Source organism: Thermosulfurimonas sp. (assembly GCF_015491435.1).
Lineage (GTDB): Bacteria > Desulfobacterota > Thermodesulfobacteria > Thermodesulfobacteriales > Thermodesulfobacteriaceae > Thermosulfurimonas_A.
Map to the genome: position 1 here is coordinate 1 of NZ_WFVX01000032.1, position 16,551 is coordinate 16,551.

Below are 16,551 nucleotides of genomic sequence, written 5' to 3' on the forward strand. Positions count from 1 at the left end.
GAATTATGTGCTGGATGCCGTAAGGGAGCTGGGACTTTCCGATCGGGTTTCGCTCCTCCTCCTGGGTTTTACTCATCCCTTCCCGAGAAGCCTGGCCGCGGAATTTCTCTCCGGGCTTGAGAAGTGCCTGGTGGTGGAGGAGCTTGAGCCCTACCTTGAGGAGGGCCTGAAGGTGGTTGCGGCTGAGGAGGGGCTTTCGGTAAAGATCCTGGGCAAGGCCGAGGGCTACCTTCCCCGGTATCACGAGTTCCATCCCGGCCTTGTGCGCGAGGCCCTGGCCCGGGCGGCAGGAATAAAATATTCTCCTCCGGAGGCGCCGGATACCTCCTGGATTCTGGAGCTTCCCCCGCGTCCGCCCACCCTGTGTCCGGGATGTCCGCATCGGGAGACCTATCGAGTGGTAAAGGAGGTTCTCCAAGAACTCGGTGAGGAAGAGAACACGATCTATCCCACGGATATCGGCTGCTATACCCTGGGGCTCCTCCCCCCGCTCAAGATGGCGGACTATCTTCTCTGTATGGGCTCAAGCGCGGGGTCTTCCTGCGGTTTTTCCGTGGCCACCGACCAGCGCATCGTGGCCTTTATCGGGGATTCCACCTTCTTTCACGCCGGGATCCCTCCGCTCATAAACGCCCTCTATCAGGGACATCGCTTTACCCTGGTGGTGCTTGACAACGAAACCACGGCCATGACCGGCCATCAGCCCGTGCCCTCTCAGGAGCTTAAACCCGAACCCCTTAAGGATAGGCCCGTGATCTCCATTGCGAGGTTCTGCGAGGGCTTAGGGATTCCCACGGTGGAGATTAATCCCTACAGGAAGAAAGAGGCCGCGGAGGCCATAAGGCCCCTTCTTTCCTCCGGAAAACTGGGGGTCATCGTGGCCAAAGCCCCCTGTGTGCTTTACCGGGCCAAATTCAAGGGCTAAGGAGGAGAGGATGGCTCAGGGTTTGCGGATTCTTGCGGTGGGGGTTGGCGGACAGGGTATCCTCCTTTTTTCGCGGGTCATCGGCGAGGCCGCGCTCCTTGAGGATCTTCCGGTGGCCATGAGTGAGGTCCATGGCATGGCCCAGCGGGGAGGGGTGGTGGAGACGAGTATCGTTCTGGGGGAGGTTAAAAGCCCCTATATTTCGCCGGGTGAGGCGGACGTTCTGGTGGCCCTTGAGCCGGTGGAGGCCCTGCGGGCCCTTCCCCGCTGTCGCAAAGAGGCCACGGCCATTGTGAGCACCGATCCGGTGGTGCCCCAGGTAGTGAAAGACGGGCTTGCGAGCTATCCGGAACTTTCGCCGCTCCTCGAAAAGCTACGCACGATCCTTCCCCGGGTGTATCTCCTTTCCGGGGAGGGGCTGGCCCGAGAGGCCGGCTCGGCCAGGGCCTTGAACGTGGTACTCCTCGGAGCCCTTGCGGCCTCAGGCACCCTCCCTCTTACTAAAGAATCCTTCCTTGAAGCCCTAGAAAGGGTGGTGAAACCCGCTTACCTTGAGCTCAATCGGCGGGCTTTTGAGCTGGGCTATCAGGCCGTTTTATCCGCTCCATAATCCGGGTGGTGGAGACCCGAAACCGAAAGGGGATGCGCACCACCCGCCCGCCGCGGGCCTTCACGTAATCCGCCCCCACGATTCTGTCCTCCGGCCAGTCCGCCCCTTTGACCAGGATTTCCGGCGAAAGCGCCCGGATGAGCCTTTCCGGGGTGTCCTCCTCAAAGATCACCACATAGTCCACGCAGGAGAGGGAGGCCAGTACCAGGGCCCGTTGTGTCTCCGGGTTTATCGGGCGTTCCGGGCCCTTAAGCCTCCTTACCGAGGTGTCGGAGTTAAGGCCCACCACCAGGAAATCCCCGAGGCTTCGGGCCTCATGAAGATAACTCACGTGGCCGGCGTGAAGCAAATCGAAACACCCGTTGGTAAAGACCATGCGGTGCCCGAGGCGCCTGCGGCGGGAGACCTCGGAGAGAAGCTCGGGAAGGGTTTTGATCTTTTCCTCAGGCAGGACCGGCGGAGGAGAGGCCGAGGTGTTAAAGAGCCTGCGGGAGGCGGCAAGCTCTTCGGGGTCAAGCTCGACGGTAAGCACGGTCTCCTCCTTTCCGGCGCAAGCCAGGATCTCTCCCCCGGGGGAGATCACCAGGCTTTCTCCGCTAAGTTCCGCCTCCCCCGCCCGCCCCAGGGCATTTGCCACCACCACGAAGACCTGGTTTTCTACGGCCCGGGCCCGGGCTAAAAGCAGAAGGTGCTCCCTTCGGCTTTCGGGCCACTGGGCGAGCACAAAGAGGACCCCCGCCCCCCGGGAAACAAGCCTTCTTGCGAATTCCGGAAACCGCAATTCATAGCAGAGGAGCACCCCGGCAAAAAGTCCCTCCCCAAGCGCAAAGATTTCCGAGATCCTTCCGGGGGAAAAGCCGGCACAGGCATCAAGCCCGGGGAAAAGGGCCCGCTTTTCCGCCACAAGCTCAAGCCTTTCTCCCGAAAGGAGATAGGCCCCGTTAAAGACCCGCTCCTCGCGCCATACCGGATGTCCGAAAAGGAGTTTTTTTCCGGAGGCGCCGAGGCTCCGCCGAAGCTCCTCAAGGAGGCTTAGCGCCTCATCTCGGGAAAGGCGGCCATAGCCGGTTAAAGCCAGTTCCGGGGCCACGAGCCATTCCCCCGCGGCCCTTTCGGTAAGCGCAAGAAGCCTCTCAAGATTTTCCTTCCCCGCCCCCGGAACCACGTGATACTGGAGAAGAGAGAATTTCATGCCTAAAGCCAGAGAATAGAAATGCGGTCTTTAAGAGATTTAAATTCCGGATCTCCGGTCACCAGAGTGGCCTTTAGTTCTTCGGCCAAAGCTGCCGCAAAAGAATCCGCATACGAAAGAGGATAAGAGGCTTTTATTTCCGCCGCTTTAAGTACACGGTCAAAGGGAGCGTTTTCTATCCGGATAGGTAAAGATTGAACATCGTTTATTATTTCTTTAGCTTCTAAAAGACTTAGCCTCTTAGCAGTAATATAAAAAATTTCCCCCAAATTTATAATAGAGAGAAAAAGAAACACTCTTTCAGCTAAAGCTTCCTTTAAAAGATTATATACTGCATCGCTTCCGGGTTCTTTTTGAAAGAAAGCCAGGATTGCGTAACTATCCAGAACGAATCTTTTTCTGTTCAACTTTTCTGTCCCTGGATCGTTCTTCAAGAAGAAACTTTGTTAGCGATTTATTTTTCCATTTACCGTATAAAGCTTCTACCACATCTTTCTCTGGTTCGATGATAATTTTCCCTTTTTTCAACTGTATTTTTACTTGATTTCCGCCTTTCAGGCCGAGTTTTTTGCGTATCTCCACCGGAATTACTATTTCACCCTTGGCAGATATTTTACAAATTTTCTCCATGAAATTCCTCTTCACCTACTTTTTCCTAAAATACCATCACAACCTAGGCCCGGGCAAGGACGGCCACGGTGACCTCCCGGGCCCCGGCGGCGCGAAGCACCCGGGTGCACTCCTCCACCGTGGCCCCGGTGGTCATCACATCGTCAATGAGAAGCACCCGTCTTGCGAAGACCCGGGCCTCGTCCCTTACGGAAAAGGCCCTGCGCACATTCCGGCGCCGTTCGGCCCCCGAAAGTTCGCTCTGGGGAGGGGTCTCGCGGGTCCTTACCAATATCTCGTCGAGCCTTCCGAAGGCAAGCCGGGCGAGAAGCGCGCTCTGATTGAAACCACGCTTAAAAAGCCTCTTCCTCCCCAGGGGAACCGGAACCACGAGATCGAAGGAAAGATCCGGGGGAAGATACCTCCGTAAGAGGCGGGAAAGGGCCCGGGCAAGCGTAAAGTCCTCGGAAAACTTGAATCTTTTGATCCAGTCCGAGACCGGAGGCTCGTAAAGGAAGGGGGCCAGCACCCGGGAGAAGGGCCTTCCGGAAAGGCAATCCCCGCAGGGGTGAGGCGGAGCCCCCTCGGGATAGGGTCTGGCGCAAAGGGGGCAGAAGTTCCGGTTTAAGGGCAACTCCCTTTCGCATTCCGGGCAAAGGAGCCCTCCTTCTGAAAGGTATCTCCCGCAGGAAAGACAGTATTCCGGAAAAAGGAAGGAGAGGATCTTTTTCGAAAGCCCGGCTAAGAAGGAAGAAAAATCAGACCTCAAGGGTTAAGGCCCGATAGAGGAGACGGGCGCAGAGGACCATGTCCTCCACCACCAGGTATTCCTCCGGGGAATGGACCCGGCGCATCCCGGTGCCCAGGATCACGCAGGTGATTCCGTTCCGGTTGAAGATGTTGGCATCCGAGCCTCCTTCCCGTCGGGCGAAGCGGAGATTGATTCCCAGATCCTCTGCGGCCTTAACGAGCCGGCGCACCACTCGATGATCCTCCGGAACCCGAAAATGAGGGAACATTTCCTCGCGTTTGGCTGAGAAAGCCGGACGCCCGTCGGCCCCCTTTTCGGAGGTTACTCGACCGAAAGCTTCCTCGATTTTTTCCCAGAGGGCTTCTATCTTTTTAAGATCGTGGCTACGGATCTCGCCCTCCACCACCACCTCTTCAGGGACGATATTCACCGCCTTCCCGCCCCGGATGACCCCGAAATTCAGGGTGGTTTCTTCGTCTATACGCCCTGTGGGAAGGGTGGAAAGGGCCTCGGCGCAGAGCTTGATGGCGTTTATCCCCTTTTCCGGTTCAAGCCCGGCATGCGCCGCACGCCCCGTAACCGTGAGGGTGAACTTTATGGCCTCCGGAGCCCGCAGGATCACCTCCCGCGGATCTTCGGAGTCGAGCACATAGCCCTCCCGGGCCCGGATGAGTTTGTAATCCAGATACCGGGCCCCGAGAAGCCCGATCTCCTCACAGGTGGTGAAGAGTAGATCCAGCGGAGGATGTTCGGCCCCGGTCTCCCGGAAGGTGCGAGCGAGTTCGATGATCACCGCGATTCCGCTCTTGTCATCCGCTCCGATAAGGCCCTTCCGTTCGTTGCGGATGATCCCTGCCTCTTCTACCGGGCGGGCCCCCTCCGTGGGTTCTACCGTATCCAGATGCGCGCAAAGGAGCACCGGCTCAAGATCCTCTCTTCCGGGGAGGCGCACGATGAGGTTCCCGCTTTCCGAACGGCTATAGACCGCGGAATGGTCAAAAAAACATTCCCCGCCCAGGGCTTCAAACACCGAGACTAAGTACTGGGCGAGATCTCGCTCCCGGGTGGAGGGACTGTTTATGGCCGCGAGATTTAAGAACTCAAGTTTCAGCCGTTCGGGATCGATCATCTCTTAATACCTGATGGCAAAATCCTTAAACTCTCCGGTATAGGGCTCCTCGTGGACTTCGACCCCGGTAACCTCGGAAAGGGGAGAGCCCACATGACACCAGCGCACCATGGCCTCCACGGCCTCCTCGTCTCCCTCAAAAACGGCCTCTACCCGGCCATCGGGAAGGTTCCTCACCCAGCCCTTAACTCCCAGCCGGTCGGCCTCTTTCTTGGTGTAGGACCGGAACCACACCCCCTGCACCTTCCCGGAGATGAAGACATGTACCCGTTTTTTAGCCATCAGCCCGCCCCCTCCCTCACCTTTTTGAGCCAGGCGAGAAAATCCTCCACACTTAAGGTATTTAGCACATCTTCCCTCTCGCACCAAGCCCTGCGGGCCACGGCCACCCCGAGCGGGATCTGGGCCATCTGGTCGGCGATATGGGCATCGGTCCCGATGAGGAGCTTCACCCCGGCCTCTTTAGCCGCCCGGGCATGAATGTCGTTTAAGTCCAGGCGGTTGTAAAAGGCGTTTATCTCTAAGGCCTTTCCGTTTCGGGCCGCGGTTTCAATCACCTTCTTGATGTCAATGGCATAGGCCTCACGCTCCGCAAGAAGCCTTCCCGTGGGATGGGCTAAGGCGTGGACTAAGGGATGCGAGAGGGCGGAGACCGCCCGGGCGGTGAGCTGTTCCTCCGGCTGCTGGAACCCGGTGTGGATGGCCGCGATCACCAGATCGATCTCCGCCAGCACCTCGTCGGGATAATCCAGCGTCCCGTCCGAGCGGATGTCCACCTCGGCCCCGAAAATGAGCTTGACCCTCTTGGAGCGCCGGTTGAACTCTTCTATGGCCCGTTTCTTCTCCATGAGGACCTCAGCCGGCACCCCGCCGGCCACCTTGAGCCCTTGAGAATGGTCGCAGATCCCCACCCAGGAAAGCCCCAGCTCCTCGGCCTTGCGGGCAATCTCCTCAAAGCTTGACATGCCGTCGCTATATTTGGAATGCACATGGGCGTCGCCCTGGATTTCATCGTATTCCACAAGGCGCGGGAGTCTTCCCTCAAGCGCGGCTTCGATCTCGCCCCGGTCTTCCCTTAACTCCGGAGGAATCCAGGGAAGCCCTACCGCGGCGAAGACCTCTTCCTCCTCCCGGCCGCCGATGCGTTTTTCCCCGCGAAAGATCCCGTATTCGTTGATCTTTAGCCCCCGCTCCACCCCCATCTCCCGGATGCGGATGTTATGGGCCTTGGAGCCGGTGAAATAGGCCAGCGCCGCCCCCCAGCACTCCGGATCCACCACCCGAAGGTCCACCTGGATCCCGGGGCTCACCCGCACGCTGGTCTTGGTCTCCCCCTGGGCGATGATCTCCGTGACCTTCCCGAACTTGACAAAGGCCTCCATGACCTTAAGCGGGGCCTTGGAGGTGACGAGAAGGTCAATGTCCTTTACCGTTTCTTTCCTCCGGCGAATGCTTCCGGCAACGGCGATCCTCTCCACCGGGGCGCGCCGCTTGAGATATTCCATGAGTTCATCCACCAGCGGAAGGACCTCGCCGAGGGGCCTTCGGCCGATCTTACTCTTTAAGAGTTTTATCCCGTGAAGGATCTTTTCCTCGGTTTTAAGGCCCATTCCCGGAAGCCGAGCGATCTTGTGCTCCCGGCAGGCCCGCTCAAGCTCCTCTATGCTTTTGATGCCCAGGGTGTCGTAGATGACCTTGGCCTTTTTGGGCCCGAGACCTGGGATCTCAAGGAGTTTGAGGAGTTCCTCCGGGATCTCGCGTTTCAGTTCCTCGTAAAGGGAAAGGGTCCCGGTCTCAAGGATTTCCTTGATCTTTCCCGCCAGATCGGCCCCGATTCCGGGGATGCGGGTGAGCTGCCCCCTTCGGGCCAGCTCCTCCACATCGCGGGTTAAGGCCTCGATGTTCTGTGCGGCCCGCTGATAGGCCCGCACGCGAAAGGGATTTTCCCCCTTGATCTCAAGGAGCGCCGCCACCCGCCGGAAGATTTCGGCCACCTCCTGATTGCGCATACCTCAACTCCGCTGAAGGATGATGAGCCCGCTTATGGTTAAAAGTATCCCGAAAAGTCTTAAGGGCGTCAAATGCTCCCGGAGGAGAACCAGGGCCAGAAGGGCGGTCACCAGGGGATAGGCCGCGGTGAGGGGTACGATCCTTGAAGCCTCGCCGGTCTTAAGAAGGGAAAAGTAGGTGAACATTCCTAAGAAACCGGCCAGTATCCCGCTTGCCGCAAGGACCAAAACGTCGCGGGCCGTAACGGCAGAGATTTCCGAGGCCGCACCGGAAAACAACACCGTAAGGATCAAAGCCAGCGCCGCAACCGAGGTCCTTATGGTTAAGGCGAGAAGCGGGGAGACAGCCTTTAGGGCCAGTTTCTCAAGGAGGGGCGAGGAGCCCCAGAAAAGAAGGGTTAAAAGCCAGAGGGTAACCGCCTTTCCGCTCATTAGAGAAGTCCGTAATTCCTAAGGATGGTGGCTAATTCCTGGTCGGTTTTAGCCTTTTCTTTCAAAACCTCAAGGATACGGGGCAGAAGATTTAAGGCATATCTTTCATCGGCTTCTCTTAGGGCGTATTTTACCGTGCTTCTTCGATCCCAGATCACCAGCGCGATAATCGCCGCAGTAAGGGCCGTAAAGATTCCGGCAAGGATCCAGAGAAACCGCGTGAGGTCCTCAAAACGGCGATCGGTGTCCTCCCGGAGTTCGGAGATCCTTTTATCTATTTGTTCAAATCTTTTATTCATATCTTCAAAACGACGGTTCACATCCTCAAAGCGCTGATTTATATCCTCAAAACGCTTATCTATCTGCTCGAAACGTTTGTCCGCCTGGCGCATGAAGGTCTGAAGGGTGGCCTCAAGGCGGATGAGCCTTTCCCGATCCTCCCGGGTAAAACCATTTTCTCCGGCAAAAGCCAGGGTAGAAAATACTAACCCCCAAAAGAGAAACAAAATTCCGATTCGTTTCATGAGCTTGCCTCCTATTTTCGGTCAAAGAAGATGTTTTTCCCCTTGATGCTCAACGGTATTCCCAGGACCACCTGGGCCGAAAGCCAGCCGAGTCTTCTGGCCGCCACCCCGATGGTGTACATCACCCGGTTGTCCACGCAGTGTTCCTTGGCCACGCTTACCGCCGAGCCCACAGCAATCCCGAGATCGATGAGGCGCATGGCGCAGACCGGACCCTCATAGTCCCCGGAGGTCTTTTCCGCCTTAAGGATTTTTTCACAATCAAAGCCGCATCCCTGACAGTTGACCCCCACGGGGCGTTTGAAATCAAGCCCGATAAGGAGCACGGCCTCGGCCTGCCGGACATTTTCCGCATCGCGCTTAAAGAAGGCGAAGGCCTTGCCCCTTTCGGCCACCTTTTCCATCTCCCGGGCCAGGGTCTCCTTTTCCTCCGGGTCGGTGCCCAGCACGGTCACGATCTCGTCCTGCCCCCGGGCCTTGGGGGCCGTGCGGGCCGCAGTAAGCATTAGCCTTCCCACAAGGGCCGCCATTTCCTTTTCGGGGTTGAATTCCATGGCCGCCTCCTTTCCGCCGGAACTTTTTCTCTATTTTAGCCTCAAAAGATAAGAATTATCTAGTCAGGGATCCGGCCTCCCGTTAAGATTAGGCCATGGCTTTCTGGCTGGAGCTGGCCCAGGGTCTGATCCTTCCTTTAAGGCGACGATATTTTCGTTATTTCATTCTGGCCCAGGGTTTTTCCCTCCTTGGACGCTGGGTGCACACCACCGCTCAGCGCTGGCTCCTTTACGAGCTTACCGGTTCCTCGGCCTATCTGGGGCTGCTGGGGGCCCTGGGGTCCTTTCCGGTGCTCCTCTTTGCCCTTCCCGCAGGGGTCCTGGCCGACCGTCTTCCCAAAAAGAAGATCCTGGTGGCGGCGCAGCTTCTGGCCGCGGCTTCCGCCTTTTTTCTCTTCCTTTTAACCTTTCTGGGTCTGGTGCGTCCCTGGCATATCCTGCTTCTGGCTTTTCTTATGGGAACCGGAGTGGCCCTTGAGTTTCCGGTGCGAAACGCCTTCATCTACGACCTGGTGGGAAAGGAAGACCTGGTCTCGGCCCTTTCCCTACACTCCCTGGCCTTTAACCTTTCCCGGTTTCTGGGGCCGGCGCTGGCCGGCTGGTTCATGGCCGCCCTGGGGCTTTCCTTCTGTTTTCTCTTCAATTCCCTGAGCTATCTTCCGGTGGCCAGCGCCGTGATCCTCATCTCCCTTCCCGAAAACCGCAGACCCTCCCGGGGAAACCTCCTTTCGGCCCTGCACGAGGGGCTGGGCTATGCCGCCCGAAAAAAGTCTCTTCAGGGGATTCTTCTTCTCGTGGCCCTGGTGAGTCTGGGGCTTTTTCCCTACGCCGTGCTCCTTCCGGCCTTAACCCGCGAACTCTATCACGGTGGGGCCAGGGAATTCAGTATCTTTATGACCGCAAACGGTCTCGGGGCCCTTATCGGGGCCCTTTTCGCCGGAACCCTGGGGCGGAGACTTCCTCTTCAAAGGGTGATCTTTTCTTCGGCCCTCCTCCTTCCCGGGGCCGTCTATCTTTTGGCCTCCTGGGGTAATTTTTTCCTGGGAGCCGGCCTTCTTTCCCTGGTCGGGTTCCTGATGGTAAATATCATTATGAACGGAAACGCCCGGGTGCAGACCCTCTGCGAGGACGAGATGCGGGGCCGGGTGCTGGGACTTTTTAGCTGGTCTTTCTTCGGACTCTTTCCCGCGGGAAGCCTTCTGGCCGGAGCGGTGGCCGAAAAGGTGGGGGTCGCCGGAGCCCTTAAAATTTTGGCTCTCATCTCCGGGAGCCTGATCCTGCTTCTTATCTGGAGGTTTTGGGATGAGGCTTGATCCCGAGATCTGGGAACGTCTTCGCCGGCGGGCCAGGGCCCTCTATGAGCAAAACGGGACCTCGCACCGCTGGGATCATGTGGAAAGGGTGCTCGCGCTGGCCGAGCGTCTGGCCCGCGAGGAGGGGGCGGATATAGAAGTGGTGCGGGTTGCGGCCCTGCTTCACGATATCGGCCGGGGCGAGGAGGCCCGCACCCGGGGCCGGGTCTGCCATGCCGCATACGGGGCCGAGCTGGCCCGAAAGATCCTTACCGAGGAGGGTTTCCTCCCGGATTTTATCGAACGGGTGGTGCGGGCCATAAGGCGTCATCGGTTTCGGGGAAAGGATCCCCCGGAGACCCCGGAGGAGAAGGTGCTTTTTGACGCTGATAAACTCGATAGTCTGGGGGCGGTGGGAATCGGCCGGGCCTTTCTTTTTGCCGGCGAGGTGGGGGCCCGGCTCCACAACCCGGAGGTGGATCTAGAAAAGACCGAACCCTATTCCTCGGAGGACACCGCCTGGCGGGAGTTCAAGCTCAAGCTCTCCCGCATCAAGGACCGGATGCTTACCCCAAGCGGCCGGCGCCTGGCCGAGGAACGCCACCGCTTCATGGAGGAATTCTTCGACCGCCTCCATCGCGAGGTCCGCGGAGAATTGTAATTCCCTATCTCCGATAGAAAAAGAAGGCGATCGAGAAGGAAATCCCGAGATTGAGAGTGGTTTGGAAGGGGCTTAAAGGATCAATCTTTTTGATTCGGGTTAAGGCGTCCCGGACCTGAGTTGACAGAAAAAGCGACAGGATGCAAAATCTTCTCAGAAACAATAAACGGAGGTGGTGGCCATGGGTGTGGATCTCAAGAGCTTGAAAGCGGACAAGGTAGTGGATGCGCGAGGAACGGCCTGTCCCGGGCCTTTGCTGGAGGCCAAAAAGGCCATGGCCGAGGTGCCTCCTGGGGGTATTTTGGAGGTCCTTTCCTCGGACGAGGGCACCAAGGACGATCTGCCTATCTGGGCGGAAAATGCAGGGCATGAGTTTCTGGGGGTGATCGAAGAGGCCGGGTACTGGCGTCTTTTTGTGCGCAAGGCGGCGGAATGAGCGTTAAAATTCTGGTCTTTTCCACTCAGAATATTTCCGATCCCGGGGTGGACCTGGCGGGGTCCTCCCACCTGCCTTATTCTCCCGGTGTGGTGGTGATTCCGGTTCCCTGTTCCAGTGGAATAGATCCCCGCTGGATAATTTATGCCCTGGAGAAAGGGTTCGACGGGGTCTTCATTGCCGCCGACGGTACGGATTGTCCGTATCTTGAAGATTGCACCACCCGCACCGGACAGGTGGTGGCCCGGGCGCAGGAGATGGCCCGGGAGAAGGGGCTGGACCCGCGGCGCATAAGGATGGCAGCCATCTGTTCGGTCTGTGCCGAGGCCTTTGTCAATCATATGCGCAACTTCGAGAAAGCCCTGCAGGAGCTCGACCATGGGAAATGAGCTTTCCTCCCGCTATGACTGTGTGGTGATCGGCGGGGGAATAGCCGGTATGGAGACGGCTCTCCTTCTGGGAGACATGGACTTTGAGTGTCTCCTGGTGGAAAAGGAGGCCAGCATCGGAGGGAAGATGATCCTTCTGAGCAAGGTCTTCCCTACTCTGGACTGTGCCAGTTGCATTGCCACCCCCAAGATGGCCGCGGTCCAGAATCATCCCCGGGTAACCCTTCTTACCTATGCCACGGTGGGAAGCATTGTGCCCAGGGAGGATGGCCGGCTGGAAGTGGAGATTACCCGTCGGCCCACCTTTGTGGATCCCTCCCGATGTACGGGCTGTGGTCAGTGCGAGAAGGTATGTACGGTGGCCCGTCCGGATCAGTTTAATCAGGGGCTGGTGGCCCGCCGGGCCATTTACATACCTTTTCCTCAGGCGGTGCCCAAAAAGGCGGTTATCGAAAGGCGGGGGCTTTCCCCGTGTTCGGCCTCCTGTCCGGCCGGTCTCAAGCCCCACGGCTATGTGGCTTTGATTCGTAACGGGCGTTTGGAGCGGGCCCTGCATTCTATTCTGCGCGAGGCCCCTCTGCCCGGGGTGCTGGGGCGGGTATGTTACGCCCCCTGTGAAACCCGATGCACCCGGGGAAAGAAGGGGCAGTCCATCCCCCTGCGGGCCTTAAAACGCTTCGTGGCCGAGAATCTTCCCCGGCAGGAACGTTTTCTTCCTGTAAAAAGGGTTTCCAAAAAGGTGGCGGTGGTGGGGTCCGGTCCCTCGGGTCTTTCTTGTGCCTATTTTCTGGCCCGTAAGGGACTGGAGGTGGTCATATTCGAAAGAGATGAGGCTCCCGGAGGGCTTCTGCGCTACGGAATCCCCACCTGGAGGCTCCCTCGTGAGATTCTGGACCGGGATCTCGAGGACATAAAGGCCCTGGGAGTGAAAATAGTCACCGGAAAGGAAATTCGTTCCCTTCGGGCCCTAAAGGAGGAGGGGTTCGAGGCTATATATCTGGCCACCGGGAGCCTGAAACCCAGGGTCCTGGGTATTCCCGGAGAGGATCTCCCCGGGGTTTATGCCGCTCTTTCCTTCCTGAGGAGTTACAACACCGGAAAGCCTCCGGAGCTTTCCGGAAAGAAGGTAGCGGTGATCGGCGGGGGAAACGTGGCCCTGGATTGTGCCCGTACCGCTCTGCGGTGCGGTGCGGATGAGGTTACGGTGATATATCGACGCGATCGGGAGCACATGCCGGCCCATTCCTTCGAGGTGGAGGAGGCCCTGGCCGAGGGAGTAAAATTCCTTTTCCGGCGAGCTCCGCTGGAATTCAGGGGGAAGGAGAGGCTGGAAGAGGTCCTCCTGGCCGAGGTCCGACTGGGAGAAAAGGACGAGACCGGGCGGGCCCGTCCGATGGTGGACCCCTCCCGCACCGAAACCTTTCGAGCGGATGCGGTTATCCTGGCCATAGGATTTCAGCCGGAGGCCATCTTTCAGGACGAGGGCTTCTCCTATCATCCCGATGGGCGCCTGAAGGTGGATCCGGAAACCCTGGCCACGAATATAGAAGGGGTCTTTGCCGGAGGAGACTGTGTAACCGGTCCTTACATGGTAGCCAACGCGGTGGGAGCAGGCAAAAGGGCGGCCTACCATATTTATCGCTATCTTACCGGGGAGGAACCGCGGGACATTGATCTTACCCCGGAGGTGGGGCGGGGGGATAAGGCGGCCCGGGTCAAGTTGAAGGCGCCGGTGGCTTACTCCTCGATTTTCGGGGAAAACCCTCTTCCTGAACAGGCCATCGAGGCCGCCGGGCGCTGTCTGGATTGTGCGGTGTGTTCCAGTTGTAAGGAATGTGTGGAGACCTGTCCGGCCGGGGCCATAGATCTGAGCATGAAGCCTCAAAAGATCCGGCTTGAGGCCGGAGCGGTGCTCATAGCCACCGGATTTCGACTCTTCGACCCCTCCTCCCGTCCTCTCACCGGATATGCTCACTATCCCAATGTGATCACCGCCATGCAGATGGAAAGGCTCCTCGCTCCCACCCGTCCCTACAATGCGGTGTTGCGTCCGGGCGACGGAAAGGTGCCGGGAAACATAGGAATAGTGCTGTGTGCGGGTTCCCGCGATGAGGCGGCGGGTAATCCCTGGTGTTCGCGTATCTGTTGCATGTATTCCCTGAAACAGGCCCAGCTTATCCTGGGGGCCATTCCCATCGCCGAGGTCACCATCTATTACATAGATCTGCGGGCTTTCGGAAAGGGCTACGAGGAGTTTCTCCAGCAGGCCGCGGGGATGGGAGTTCATCTGGTAAAAGGCCGAGTGGCTCGCATCGACGAGCTCGAAAACGGTGATCTGGTGGTCTATTACGAAGATATGGAGGGCCGGGGCGGGGTGCGCAAGGCCCGTCACGAACTGGTCATCCTGGCGGTAGGGGCCCTGGCCAATCCGGAACTGCGCAAATGTGTTCGCGAGGATCTCCAGCTGGATGAAACCGGGTTTTTCCGGGAGATCGACCCCGTTCGGGAGCCGTGTGCCACCAGTGTTCCGGGGCTTTTTGTGGCGGGTGCGGCCTCCGGCCCTAAGGACATTCCGGACTGTGTCCTGCATGCCGGTGCGGCGGCGGCCCAGATCGCCGCGTACCTGAGATCTTTAGGGAGTGAAGGGGCATGAAAGAGCCGCGCCTGGGGGTCTTCATCTGTCATTGCGGAGGAAATATTTCCGATGTGGTGGATGTGGAAAAGGTGCGCCAGGCGGTGGAGGGGGACCCCGGGGTAAAGGTGGCGCAGACCCATATGTTCACCTGCTCGGAGGCCGCTCAGCAGGAGATGATCCGCCTGATCCAGGAACACGACCTCAACGGCCTGGTCATTGCCTCCTGTTCACCGCGTCTGCATCAGGAGACCTTTCGTCAGATGGCCCGCCGGGCCGGCCTTAACCCCTATCGTTACGTCCAGGTGAACATACGTGAACAGTGTTCCTGGGCCCATCCCCATCATCCAGAGGAAGCCACCCGCAAGGCGGTGGCCCTGATAAAGGGGGGTATAGCCCGGGCTCTTAGGGCCCGTTCCCTGGAACCCATCGTGATAAAGACACGGCCCGAGGCGGTGGTCATCGGTGCCGGGATCGCCGGGCTTGAAGCCGCCCTGGGTCTTTCCCGGATGGGAATAAAGGTCCATCTGGTGGAAAAGGAGGACCGCCCCGGAGGACTTCTCCGGGATCGTGGCCCCATCTTTCCCACCGATCAGAAGGGCCGCGACCTGGTGGAGCACCTGTGGAAAGAAATACGCCGGAACGTAAACATTCGGACCTATTTTGGATCCCATCTGTGCGGAAAGGAGGGGGTGGTCGGCGATTTTCGTTTGAAGATCTGCCGGGACGGAGAGGAAAAAGAGATCCGGGCCGGGGCCATCGTGGTGGCCACCGGGGCCCGTCCTCATACCCCTCAACCAGGGGAATGGGGTTACGGTTCGGAAGGGGTGTGCACCCTTTATGAATTTCTTCTTCATCTGGCCGAACATCCGGAGGAAAAACCCCTTTCTTACCGGGGAAGGCGTGTAAGGCGCCTGGTCTATATCTATTGTGTGGGGTCCCGTGAGCCGGCCGGGGAGAAGGCCCGCACCTATTGTTCTCGATATTGTTGCACCGCAGCCCTTTATACCGCCTGTCTGGTCCACTCCCGATGGCCGGAGGTGACCCAGGTCCATCTCTACCGGGACATAAGAAGCTACGGAAAATACGAAAAGTATTACCGTCGGGCCCTGGGTTACGGTTCGGTTTTCATGCGTTATTCTCCACAATCCCCTCCGGAGATCCATCCCGGAGGCCGCCTCAGGGTCCGGGTAAAGGATCTTTTGACCGCCAAGGAAGAGGTCGAACTGGAGGCGGATCTGGTATGTCTAGTGACCGGTCTTGAACCCGTCCATTCCCCTGAACTTCTGGAACATTTAAAGCTTCCGGTGGGGAAGGAGGGTTTCTTCCAGGAGGTGCATCCCAAACTGCGGCCGGTGGAAACCATGGCCGATGGGGTCTTCATTTGCGGATGTGCTCAGGGCCCCAGAACCGCGGAGGAGAGTGCCACCAGCGGTCTTGCTGCGGCAGCCAAGGTGGGGGCCCTTCTCCTGGCAGGGGAGGTGAAGAGGGAGCCCTTGGTGGCTGAGGTGATCGAGGAGCGATGTGACGGCTGTGGAGAGTGTCTGGCTGCCTGTCCCTACGGAGCGCTTGAACTTTCCGGAGATCGGGTCCGGGTACGGGAATCCCTGTGTAAGGGAGAAGGGGCCTGTGTGCCGGTGTGTCCTCAACAGGCGCTGCAGGTCCGGGGCTACGAACACGAGACGGTAAAGGCCCTTATCCAGTCCCTGGCGGAGGGGTGGGCCGATGCTTGAACGGCCTAAGGGAGCGCTGGAAAGATATCGGGAAGAGATGAAATATCACACCGCCATCGCGGAACTCCTCCGACGGGAGGGGCCCAAGAACATCCCGGAGATAGCCGAGGCTCTGGGGATCCACCCGGCGGAAGCCATGCTTTACGTAATGGGTATGTGGCGCTACGGGAAGGTGGAGGCCCTCCCCAAGGGGCGACGGGAACGCTATTTCCAATACGGACTTCGGGAGGAAGGGTGATTCGACTCCGGCCGGAATGGCGCAAAATCTTTGAGGCCCGGGGAAGGGACCTGGATGCCCGCCGCTGTTTTAACTGCGGTACCTGCACCACCCTCTGTCCCCTGGGGTTAAAAGTGCTCCCGCGGGAGATCTTCCGTTATGCCCTGCTGGGAGCCGAGGAGAAACTCCGGGAAAACCGGGAAGCCATTTACGCCTGTCTTTTGTGCCGACTCTGTGAGGTCAATTGTCCGCAGGGGGTGAAGATAACCGAGGTCATAAGACTCCTTCGGGTCTATCTGGCGGAAGAGGATCTGGAGGTAAGATCCTAGCAGGAGGTGAACCCCTTGGCCGAGATAAGGAGCAGATTAGCCCTGCTTTCTCAGAACTTACGGTATAGGGCCCATGTCTTTCCTTTACCGGCAAGAAGTCTGGTCTCCTGGGCGGAGGGGCTGGGGC

At 58.6% G+C, this 16,551-nt stretch carries 20 protein-coding genes; 10 read left to right on the plus strand and 10 right to left on the minus strand.

All coding sequences use genetic code 11. The features are described 5' to 3' along the window. Both F8J34_RS01170 and F8J34_RS01175 read left to right on the plus strand, forming a co-directional pair. Nucleotides 1-925, plus strand: a 925-nt coding sequence (locus F8J34_RS01170) for a thiamine pyrophosphate-dependent enzyme (RefSeq protein WP_297055589.1), incomplete at its 5' end; no start/stop codon positions are given. Between the two features lie 10 nt (nt 926-935). Then, nucleotides 936-1,535, plus strand: a complete 600-nt coding sequence (locus F8J34_RS01175) for an indolepyruvate oxidoreductase subunit beta (RefSeq protein ID WP_297055593.1) — start codon at nt 936-938, stop codon at nt 1,533-1,535. Here F8J34_RS01175 and rfaE2 read toward each other — a convergent pair. The 10 genes from rfaE2 to F8J34_RS01225 are packed head-to-tail and all read right to left on the minus strand — an operon-like array spanning nt 1,483 to nt 8,735. Further along, nucleotides 1,483-2,727, minus strand: coding sequence for a D-glycero-beta-D-manno-heptose 1-phosphate adenylyltransferase (gene rfaE2, locus F8J34_RS01180; protein ID WP_297055596.1), 1,245 nt, complete (start codon nt 2,725-2,727; stop codon nt 1,483-1,485). The genes F8J34_RS01175 and rfaE2 overlap by 53 nt on opposite strands. Nucleotides 2,728-2,729: 2 nt before the next feature. Beyond that, on the minus strand, nt 2,730-3,134 hold the full coding sequence (locus F8J34_RS01185) for a type II toxin-antitoxin system VapC family toxin (protein ID WP_297055599.1): 405 nt from the start codon (nt 3,132-3,134) through the stop codon (nt 2,730-2,732). Then, nucleotides 3,106-3,357: an AbrB/MazE/SpoVT family DNA-binding domain-containing protein gene (locus tag F8J34_RS01190; RefSeq protein ID WP_297055601.1), complete on the minus strand. Its 252-nt coding sequence runs from the start codon at nt 3,355-3,357 to the stop codon at nt 3,106-3,108. Before F8J34_RS01190 ends, F8J34_RS01185 begins: the two co-directional genes overlap by 29 nt. Nucleotides 3,358-3,400: 43 nt before the next feature. Beyond that, complete coding sequence (locus tag F8J34_RS01195) at nt 3,401-4,105, minus strand: ComF family protein (protein WP_297055603.1); 705 nt, start codon at nt 4,103-4,105, stop codon at nt 3,401-3,403. Then, nucleotides 4,095-5,216, minus strand: a complete 1,122-nt coding sequence (locus tag F8J34_RS01200) for a M20/M25/M40 family metallo-hydrolase (RefSeq protein WP_297055606.1) — start codon at nt 5,214-5,216, stop codon at nt 4,095-4,097. Before F8J34_RS01200 ends, F8J34_RS01195 begins: the two co-directional genes overlap by 11 nt. Before the next feature lie 3 nt (nt 5,217-5,219). Next, on the minus strand, nt 5,220-5,498 hold the full coding sequence (locus tag F8J34_RS01205) for an acylphosphatase (RefSeq protein ID WP_297055608.1): 279 nt from the start codon (nt 5,496-5,498) through the stop codon (nt 5,220-5,222). Next, entirely contained in the window at nt 5,498-7,225 is a 1,728-nt protein-coding gene (gene polX, locus F8J34_RS01210; RefSeq protein ID WP_297055611.1) for a DNA polymerase/3'-5' exonuclease PolX, read from the minus strand. Before polX ends, F8J34_RS01205 begins: the two co-directional genes overlap by 1 nt. 3 nt (nt 7,226-7,228) lie before the next feature. Then, nucleotides 7,229-7,657 carry an EamA family transporter gene (locus F8J34_RS01215; protein ID WP_297055614.1) on the minus strand — a complete coding sequence of 143 codons (429 nt, stop codon included), beginning with the start codon at nt 7,655-7,657 and terminating at the stop codon, nt 7,229-7,231. Beyond that, nucleotides 7,657-8,181, minus strand: a complete 525-nt coding sequence (locus F8J34_RS01220; RefSeq protein ID WP_297055616.1) for a hypothetical protein — start codon at nt 8,179-8,181, stop codon at nt 7,657-7,659. The genes F8J34_RS01215 and F8J34_RS01220 overlap by 1 nt, the downstream gene beginning before the upstream one ends. Nucleotides 8,182-8,192: 11 nt before the next feature. Then, entirely contained in the window at nt 8,193-8,735 is a 543-nt protein-coding gene (locus F8J34_RS01225) for a DUF2148 domain-containing protein (protein ID WP_297055619.1), read from the minus strand. 95 nt (nt 8,736-8,830) lie between these two features. Between F8J34_RS01225 and F8J34_RS01230 the strand changes: the two genes are divergently transcribed. The 8 genes from F8J34_RS01230 to F8J34_RS01265 all read left to right on the plus strand — a co-directional run bounded on the left by F8J34_RS01230 (nt 8,831) and on the right by F8J34_RS01265 (nt 16,424). Continuing rightward, a complete protein-coding gene (locus tag F8J34_RS01230) occupies nt 8,831-10,048 on the plus strand; it encodes an MFS transporter (RefSeq protein ID WP_297055621.1) in 1,218 nt (405 codons plus the stop codon). Next, nucleotides 10,038-10,688, plus strand: a complete 651-nt coding sequence (locus F8J34_RS01235) for an HD domain-containing protein (RefSeq protein ID WP_297055624.1) — start codon at nt 10,038-10,040, stop codon at nt 10,686-10,688. The genes F8J34_RS01230 and F8J34_RS01235 overlap by 11 nt, the downstream gene beginning before the upstream one ends. Before the next feature lie 181 nt (nt 10,689-10,869). After that, nucleotides 10,870-11,124, plus strand: a complete 255-nt coding sequence (locus tag F8J34_RS01240) for a sulfurtransferase TusA family protein (RefSeq protein WP_297055627.1) — start codon at nt 10,870-10,872, stop codon at nt 11,122-11,124. Continuing rightward, the gene (locus F8J34_RS01245; RefSeq protein ID WP_297055630.1) at nt 11,121-11,513 is read left to right on the plus strand and encodes a hydrogenase iron-sulfur subunit; all 393 of its coding nucleotides are present in this window, start codon (nt 11,121-11,123) and stop codon (nt 11,511-11,513) included. Before F8J34_RS01240 ends, F8J34_RS01245 begins: the two co-directional genes overlap by 4 nt. Continuing rightward, nucleotides 11,503-14,166 carry an FAD-dependent oxidoreductase gene (locus F8J34_RS01250; RefSeq protein WP_297055633.1) on the plus strand — a complete coding sequence of 888 codons (2,664 nt, stop codon included), beginning with the start codon at nt 11,503-11,505 and terminating at the stop codon, nt 14,164-14,166. Before F8J34_RS01245 ends, F8J34_RS01250 begins: the two co-directional genes overlap by 11 nt. After that, entirely contained in the window at nt 14,163-15,878 is a 1,716-nt protein-coding gene (locus F8J34_RS01255) for an FAD-dependent oxidoreductase (RefSeq protein WP_297055636.1), read from the plus strand. The genes F8J34_RS01250 and F8J34_RS01255 overlap by 4 nt, the downstream gene beginning before the upstream one ends. Continuing rightward, complete coding sequence (locus F8J34_RS01260) at nt 15,871-16,116, plus strand: hypothetical protein (protein ID WP_297055639.1); 246 nt, start codon at nt 15,871-15,873, stop codon at nt 16,114-16,116. Before F8J34_RS01255 ends, F8J34_RS01260 begins: the two co-directional genes overlap by 8 nt. Then, nucleotides 16,113-16,424, plus strand: a complete 312-nt coding sequence (locus tag F8J34_RS01265; protein WP_297055643.1) for a 4Fe-4S dicluster domain-containing protein — start codon at nt 16,113-16,115, stop codon at nt 16,422-16,424. The genes F8J34_RS01260 and F8J34_RS01265 overlap by 4 nt, the downstream gene beginning before the upstream one ends. Nucleotides 16,425-16,551: the final 127 nt, after the last annotated feature.

Excerpts from the sequence above, each read along its gene's own strand:
- F8J34_RS01175 (WP_297055593.1), top strand. The coding sequence starts at position 936 with ATGGCTCAGGGTTTGCGGATTCTTGCGGTGGGGGTTGGCGGACAGGGT.
- rfaE2 (WP_297055596.1), bottom strand. The coding sequence starts at position 2,727 with ATGAAATTCTCTCTTCTCCAGTATCACGTGGTTCCGGGGGCGGGGAAG.
- F8J34_RS01190 (WP_297055601.1), bottom strand. The coding sequence starts at position 3,357 with ATGGAGAAAATTTGTAAAATATCTGCCAAGGGTGAAATAGTAATTCCG.
- F8J34_RS01200 (WP_297055606.1), bottom strand. The coding sequence starts at position 5,216 with ATGATCGATCCCGAACGGCTGAAACTTGAGTTCTTAAATCTCGCGGCC.
- F8J34_RS01205 (WP_297055608.1), bottom strand. The coding sequence starts at position 5,498 with ATGGCTAAAAAACGGGTACATGTCTTCATCTCCGGGAAGGTGCAGGGG.
- polX (WP_297055611.1), bottom strand. The coding sequence starts at position 7,225 with ATGCGCAATCAGGAGGTGGCCGAAATCTTCCGGCGGGTGGCGGCGCTC.
- F8J34_RS01215 (WP_297055614.1), bottom strand. The coding sequence starts at position 7,657 with ATGAGCGGAAAGGCGGTTACCCTCTGGCTTTTAACCCTTCTTTTCTGG.
- F8J34_RS01220 (WP_297055616.1), bottom strand. The coding sequence starts at position 8,181 with ATGAAACGAATCGGAATTTTGTTTCTCTTTTGGGGGTTAGTATTTTCT.
- F8J34_RS01225 (WP_297055619.1), bottom strand. The coding sequence starts at position 8,735 with ATGGAATTCAACCCCGAAAAGGAAATGGCGGCCCTTGTGGGAAGGCTA.
- F8J34_RS01230 (WP_297055621.1), top strand. The coding sequence starts at position 8,831 with ATGGCTTTCTGGCTGGAGCTGGCCCAGGGTCTGATCCTTCCTTTAAGG.
- F8J34_RS01235 (WP_297055624.1), top strand. The coding sequence starts at position 10,038 with ATGAGGCTTGATCCCGAGATCTGGGAACGTCTTCGCCGGCGGGCCAGG.
- F8J34_RS01240 (WP_297055627.1), top strand. The coding sequence starts at position 10,870 with ATGGGTGTGGATCTCAAGAGCTTGAAAGCGGACAAGGTAGTGGATGCG.
- F8J34_RS01245 (WP_297055630.1), top strand. The coding sequence starts at position 11,121 with ATGAGCGTTAAAATTCTGGTCTTTTCCACTCAGAATATTTCCGATCCC.
- F8J34_RS01250 (WP_297055633.1), top strand. The coding sequence starts at position 11,503 with ATGGGAAATGAGCTTTCCTCCCGCTATGACTGTGTGGTGATCGGCGGG.
- F8J34_RS01255 (WP_297055636.1), top strand. The coding sequence starts at position 14,163 with ATGAAAGAGCCGCGCCTGGGGGTCTTCATCTGTCATTGCGGAGGAAAT.
- F8J34_RS01260 (WP_297055639.1), top strand. The coding sequence starts at position 15,871 with ATGCTTGAACGGCCTAAGGGAGCGCTGGAAAGATATCGGGAAGAGATG.